Source organism: Candidatus Binatia bacterium (genome assembly GCA_036382395.1).
Classification (GTDB): domain Bacteria; phylum Desulfobacterota; class Binatia; order HRBIN30; family HRBIN30; genus JAGDMS01.
In genome coordinates, this window is sequence record DASVHW010000380.1 from 1 (window position 1) to 5,039 (window position 5,039).

A 5,039-nucleotide genomic window follows, 5' to 3' on the forward strand; every position below is an offset into this window, starting at 1 on the left:
CCGCAGCTGTGTGCGGCGTCGCGTGACTCGCTGCAAGCTTGGCGGCGCGATGGTCTCTGGACGGATGGCTTGCCGATTGGCTCGTGAGTCGGTTTGAAGTAGTCTCGCGTATATGGCTCAGACATTGCCCGTCCCACCACCGGGGTTCGATGAACTGCCGGTCGAGGAGAAGGTCCAGTACGTTGAGGCGCTTTGGGATCGAATTGCCGCAGCGCCACAAAAGGTCAGCGTGCCTGATTGGCACCGACAGCTTCTTCGTGACCGACTGGCCGATTATCGCAACGATCCGAAAGCGGGCCGCCCATGGCGAGACGTTCGCGATGAGTTGCTTCGTGAACTCGCGGGGCGCAGGCGCACATCGGGCGCATGATCGACGTGATCGTCCGTCCCTTGGCAGAGGCGGACGTTCGAGACGCGGCGTTTTGGTATGAGAGCAACCGCGAGGGACTGGGAGCAGAGTTCACCCTGGAGTTGGACGCACTTTACGAGCGCATCGCCCAAAATCCTCGGCAGTTCCCCGCAATCGAGGAGGAAACGCGGCGAGCGTTGCTGCGTCGATTTCCATACGCCGTGTATTTCGTTATCGGCGACGACGTGCCCGTCATCATCGCGGTGCTGCACCAGCATCGCAGACCAGACGCGTGGCGCGAGCGGCGATGAGCCACGCTAACCCGGCGATGGAGATCGACGCGAACAGAACGCGCGGTTCATCGCCAAGACGTTAGGCGCACAGAGGTAGCGAGTTCTCATGGAGGTAGGGAAATGGGGACGATGGTACGTTTCTTCTCGGAGGTTGATGAGGCCAACGACGCGCAACTTCCTCGCTGCGGGTTCGGGACGGATTCGTACCAAGAGTACCATCGTCCCTATTCATACTGCCCCTGATAGAGTCCGTTCCAGATCGCAGGGCTCGGTGCTATGAGGAGATCATGACGGTGAAGGTCAATCTCACACCCGAACTGGAAGAACGTCTGCGGCACGAAGCAGAGCGCAACGGGGTACCGGAAGCCGAGTGCATCGTCCGTATCCTTGACGCCCATCTCCCGAGCGCCAGTCGCGGAGCGCAAGCGGTTGCGCTGCTGCAGTCGTGGATCGATGGGAAGGATGCCGACGATCAGCGTGAGACCGGGGACTACCTCGTGCGCGTGCTGGACGAGGATCGGCTCTCGGATCGAAAGCTCTTCCCTCCGGAACTCAAGGGCCATACCTGGTGATCCAGGTTGTCCTGCTCGATGCCGGGCCTCTTGGTCTGGTTACGAACCCACGACGGTCGCCGCAAAGCGCCGGTCCACCCTCCTTTGGGTGAACGGACCGGCCATTCGAATCCAAAGTGCTTTGCGTCGCTACTTCATGATTGTTGCGAAGAGCTGAGTAATGAGCACGTGATTCCACGTGCGATGATTGAGATCGCCGGCACGAAGGCTGTTCGCGTGAAGGGCATGACGTGGCTGAAAGGCGAGGAGAAGATGATCGGTGCAGCGGGGGGGCTAACGGCGGTAGGTGGTCGTGGTGCGGCGGGTGATGGCCGTCACCTGCACGAAGTGGAGCTCGGGGTAGAGGTCGAAGAAGAAGCGATAGGAACCGACGCGGCGGCGGTAGGTGTTGGGGCCGAGTTTACGCACGTCGCCGCTGAACGGGTTGACGGCGACTTCATCGAGCGCGGCGGTGATGCGCTCGCGGTCGAGCGTCGGGAAGCGCTCAAGCGCTTTTCGCGCGGGGCCGGCGACGTTGACGCGCCACATCACGGGCAAGGTCAGCTTTCAGTTCGTCGAGGGTGCAGTAGTCGCCGCGGGCGAAGGCCTGACGGCCGGCCTCGATGGCTTTGAGGTCGGCAGGGGTCAACGGCTCATCGTCAAGCGGAATGACGCGGCGACTGGGTCGAGCGTGGCTGGTGCGCGTGGTGGTGGCTGTCTTGGGCATACGAGGTGAGTGTAGCGCGGGCGCTGTGGGGGTGTCCAGCGTCGGCTGCCTCGGCGGTGACTCACAACGATCAGCTACGCAACAGTGTGATGAACTCGTCGGGGGTGAGTCCTGCCTGCTTAATGATCCCATGCAGGGTGCCACGTTTGAGGTCGCCGCGATGGAAGGCGACGACGGCGAGGCGGTCGCGGCCGGGATGGTGGAACGCCTGGTGTGAGCCGGTCGCGTGGTCGAAAACGAAGCCGGCACGCTTCAGTGCTCGGATGACCTGGGCTGCCGTGCAAGCCGGCAGCCGGCTCATGCGCGGGCGAGGCTGACGGCGATGCGGCGCATAATGGGCACACCGTGCTCGACCGGGATCTCCTCGCGGCGCTTGCGCAGGCTCTCGAGGTAGCAGCGGATGGCGTCCGCAGCCATCGCCCGCGCTTCATCGAGTGTGTCGCCTTCGGTGGTGAGTCCGTTGAGCGCGGGGATCGTCACCACGTAGCCGCCTTCCTCGGCGGGCTCGAAGATCGCGGTGTAGCGGTAGCGAGCGCTCTGGACTGTTTCCGTGCGCTTCGTCCGCGCGGCGCGCAGTTTGGTGGAGGGCTTGGCCATAGTGGCGTCAGTGTACGCTGGCGCCGGCGTCGTTGTCTAGGTCGAGGACCTGAATGAGCCCGCGACCTACCTCGATCACCGCACCCCCGATGCCGGCGGCGTATTCCTGGACGAACTCGGACACGTCTGCCGCGCGCGTTGGCGAAGGCATCGAAACCCTTTGATCTTTGGCGGTAGCCGCGGGAGAATGCAGCATGCCATCCTTTTCCCGACGAGCCTTTCTGCAACTCGGCGCCGGTGGCGCTCTGGCGCTGAGCCTGCGCGGGCTGGCGTGGGCTGAACGCCCGCTTGCCGCTTCCGGAGCCGTTCCCGCTTACAGCGAATGGGAAGATCTGTATCGCGAGCGCTGGCGCTGGGACAAGGTCGCTCGCGGCACGCATACGAACGCGAACTGCGTTGCCGCCTGTGCCTGGAACCTGTACGTGCGCGACGGGATCGTCTGGCGTGAGGAGCAGTCGGCGCCCTACGTGGCGTCGAACGCAACCGTCCCCGACTTCAACCCCCGCGGCTGCCAGAAGGGCGCGACCTGTGCCAACCTGATGCTCGGGGCGACGCGCGTGCGCTACCCGTTGCGGCGGGTGGGCGCGCGGGGAGCCGGCCAGTGGAAGCGAATCAGTTGGGATGAGGCGCTCGGAGAGATCGCCGGCGGGCTCGTTGACACGCTGGCGCGGCGCGGCGGTGGGGGCGTGGTGTGCGACCTCGGCGTCAACTTCGACTACGGCGTGACGCTGGCCGGCACGCTGCGTTTCTTTCGCCAAATTGGCGTTCCCGTCGCCGACCCGTCGGCTCACGCAGGGGACTTGGCGACCGGCGGGGTCATCACCCTGGGTGCCGGATGGACCGGTGGGAGCTCCGACGATTGGTTCCGGTCGGGCTACCTCGTGCTGTGGGCAATCAACCCGGTGGTCACACGTATTCCAGACGCGCACTTCATCAACGAGGCCCGATACCGTGGCGCACAGGTCGTCACCATCGCTCCCGACTACAACCAGAGCGCGACCCACTCCGACCTGTGGATCTCTCCGAACCCGGGTACCGACGCCGCGCTGGCGCTGGCTGCCTGCCAGGTCATTGTGGAGGAGAACCTCTTTCAGGCTGATTATGTGCGGAAGCAAACCGACCTGCCGTTCCTCGTGCGCAGCGACAACCAGCGCCTGTTACGCGAGTCGGACATCCTCAACGGCGGGCGCGACGACCGCTTTGCATTGTGGGACGAGGTAAAGGGCTCGCTCGTCTGGGCGCCGGGCACGAAGGGTAGCTCCGAACGGACGCTCAAGTTGCCGGACGGCGTGCGCCCGGCGCTCGATGTCCGCAAAGAGGTGGGCCTCGCCGCAGGCAAGAGCGTGCCCGTGCGGACCGTCTTCTCCATCCTGAGCGAGCGGCTGCAGAAATTCCGGCCCGAAGACGCCGCGCGGATCACCGGGGTCGGTGCGGAGGTGATCCGTCACTTTGCACGGGACTTCGCGCGCGCGCCCGCCGCCCTCATTCTCTCCGGGCTAGGCGGATGCAAGAACTACCACAGCGACCTGGTCCAGCGCTCTCAGCTTCTGCTTGCCTCGCTCACGGGGAACCTCGGTCGCGCCGGCGGCGGCTGGCACACGGCCGCATGGATCGATCTCGAGGGCATCGGACTGGTGGGTATGCTGGACAATCTGGATGCGGCCGCTCTGACGGCGGCCGCCGCTGCCATGGCCGCGAATCCGCAAGCCGCGGAGGCGGAGTTCATGTCGGGCTACATTTCGAGTACGCTGTTTCATACGGTCCACGCCGGACTCGCTGAGGCGCGGCTCAATCCAAGCTACGGCGACCCGACACTGCCGCGGCCGCCGAAGGCGTACCTGGATGAGGCCCTGAGAAAGGGGCACTTTCCGATTGGCGTGCCACAGGGAGGGGAACCGCCCGAGGTCGTGGTGTCGATCTTGGGGAACATCCTCCGCCACACGCGCATGGGCCAGCGCGTCCGTGAGACGCTCTTCGCGAAGGCACGGCTCATCGTGGATATCGGCTTTCGCCTGAGTGAGACGGCCCGCTACGCGGACATCGTGCTCCCGGCCGCCGGCTGGTACGAGAAAGTCGGGTTCAAGTACCTGGTCGGTTTGGTGCCCTACATCACGCTCGGAGATCGGGCTACACCACCGCTCGGCGAGGCAAAGCCCGAGTGGGAGATCTATTCGCTGCTGGCGCAGCACGTGGCTGCCGAGGCGAAGAAGCGGGGAGTCACTGCGGTGAAGAGCTTTCGCGACAAGCCCTGCGACATCGCCACACTCGACGCGCGCTTCAGCGACAATGGCCGCTTCGGCCCCAACGCCGAAGAAGACGTGCTGCGCTTCATCCTGAGCACGTCCAGCGCCGGGGGCGGCATGACGCTCGAAGACTTGCGCCGCCAGGGCGGTGCCGTGCGGGTCCGCAGCCTGGGGCCCGATCAGTCGACGACAAGCAACTTCTATTCTTCCTACCGCCAAGACGAGCCCGTGGCGACGTTCCGTGACTTCGTGGAGAAGGACCGTCCGTACCGAACCCTG

General features: G+C 64.9%; 8 protein-coding genes. 4 read left to right on the forward strand and 4 right to left on the reverse strand.

Going from position 1 to position 5,039, the window contains the following annotated elements; all coding sequences use genetic code 11:
- Positions 1 to 112 precede the first annotated feature (112 nt).
- The 3 genes from VF515_18510 to VF515_18520 all read left to right on the forward strand — a co-directional run bounded on the left by VF515_18510 (position 113) and on the right by VF515_18520 (position 1,214).
- The gene (locus tag VF515_18510; GenBank protein HEX7409625.1) at positions 113 to 370 is read left to right on the forward strand and encodes an addiction module protein; all 258 of its coding nucleotides are present in this window, start codon (positions 113 to 115) and stop codon (positions 368 to 370) included.
- The gene (locus tag VF515_18515) at positions 367 to 660 is read left to right on the forward strand and encodes a type II toxin-antitoxin system RelE/ParE family toxin (GenBank protein HEX7409626.1); all 294 of its coding nucleotides are present in this window, start codon (positions 367 to 369) and stop codon (positions 658 to 660) included. The genes VF515_18510 and VF515_18515 overlap by 4 nt, the downstream gene beginning before the upstream one ends.
- A 269-nt stretch (positions 661 to 929) precedes the next feature.
- Complete coding sequence (locus VF515_18520) at positions 930 to 1,214, forward strand: hypothetical protein (protein HEX7409627.1); 285 nt, start codon at positions 930 to 932, stop codon at positions 1,212 to 1,214.
- A gap of 273 nt (positions 1,215 to 1,487) precedes the next feature.
- Here the strand turns inward: VF515_18520 and VF515_18525 are convergent, their stop codons facing one another.
- From VF515_18525 to VF515_18540, 4 genes are all read right to left on the reverse strand, one after another.
- Positions 1,488 to 1,745 carry a plasmid stabilization protein gene (locus VF515_18525; GenBank protein HEX7409628.1) on the reverse strand — a complete coding sequence of 86 codons (258 nt, stop codon included), beginning with the start codon at positions 1,743 to 1,745 and terminating at the stop codon, positions 1,488 to 1,490.
- A gap of 245 nt (positions 1,746 to 1,990) precedes the next feature.
- The gene (locus VF515_18530) at positions 1,991 to 2,221 is read right to left on the reverse strand and encodes a type II toxin-antitoxin system HicA family toxin (protein HEX7409629.1); all 231 of its coding nucleotides are present in this window, start codon (positions 2,219 to 2,221) and stop codon (positions 1,991 to 1,993) included.
- On the reverse strand, positions 2,218 to 2,517 hold the full coding sequence (locus VF515_18535) for a type II toxin-antitoxin system HicB family antitoxin (protein ID HEX7409630.1): 300 nt from the start codon (positions 2,515 to 2,517) through the stop codon (positions 2,218 to 2,220). Before VF515_18535 ends, VF515_18530 begins: the two co-directional genes overlap by 4 nt.
- Positions 2,518 to 2,524: 7 nt before the next feature.
- Positions 2,525 to 2,668 (reverse strand): hypothetical protein, encoded by a 144-nt coding sequence (locus tag VF515_18540; protein HEX7409631.1) that lies wholly within the window; start codon positions 2,666 to 2,668, stop codon positions 2,525 to 2,527.
- A 43-nt stretch (positions 2,669 to 2,711) separates the two neighbouring features.
- Between VF515_18540 and VF515_18545 the strand changes: the two genes are divergently transcribed.
- On the forward strand, positions 2,712 to 5,039 hold a 2,328-nt coding region (locus VF515_18545), incomplete at its 3' end, for a molybdopterin-dependent oxidoreductase (protein HEX7409632.1).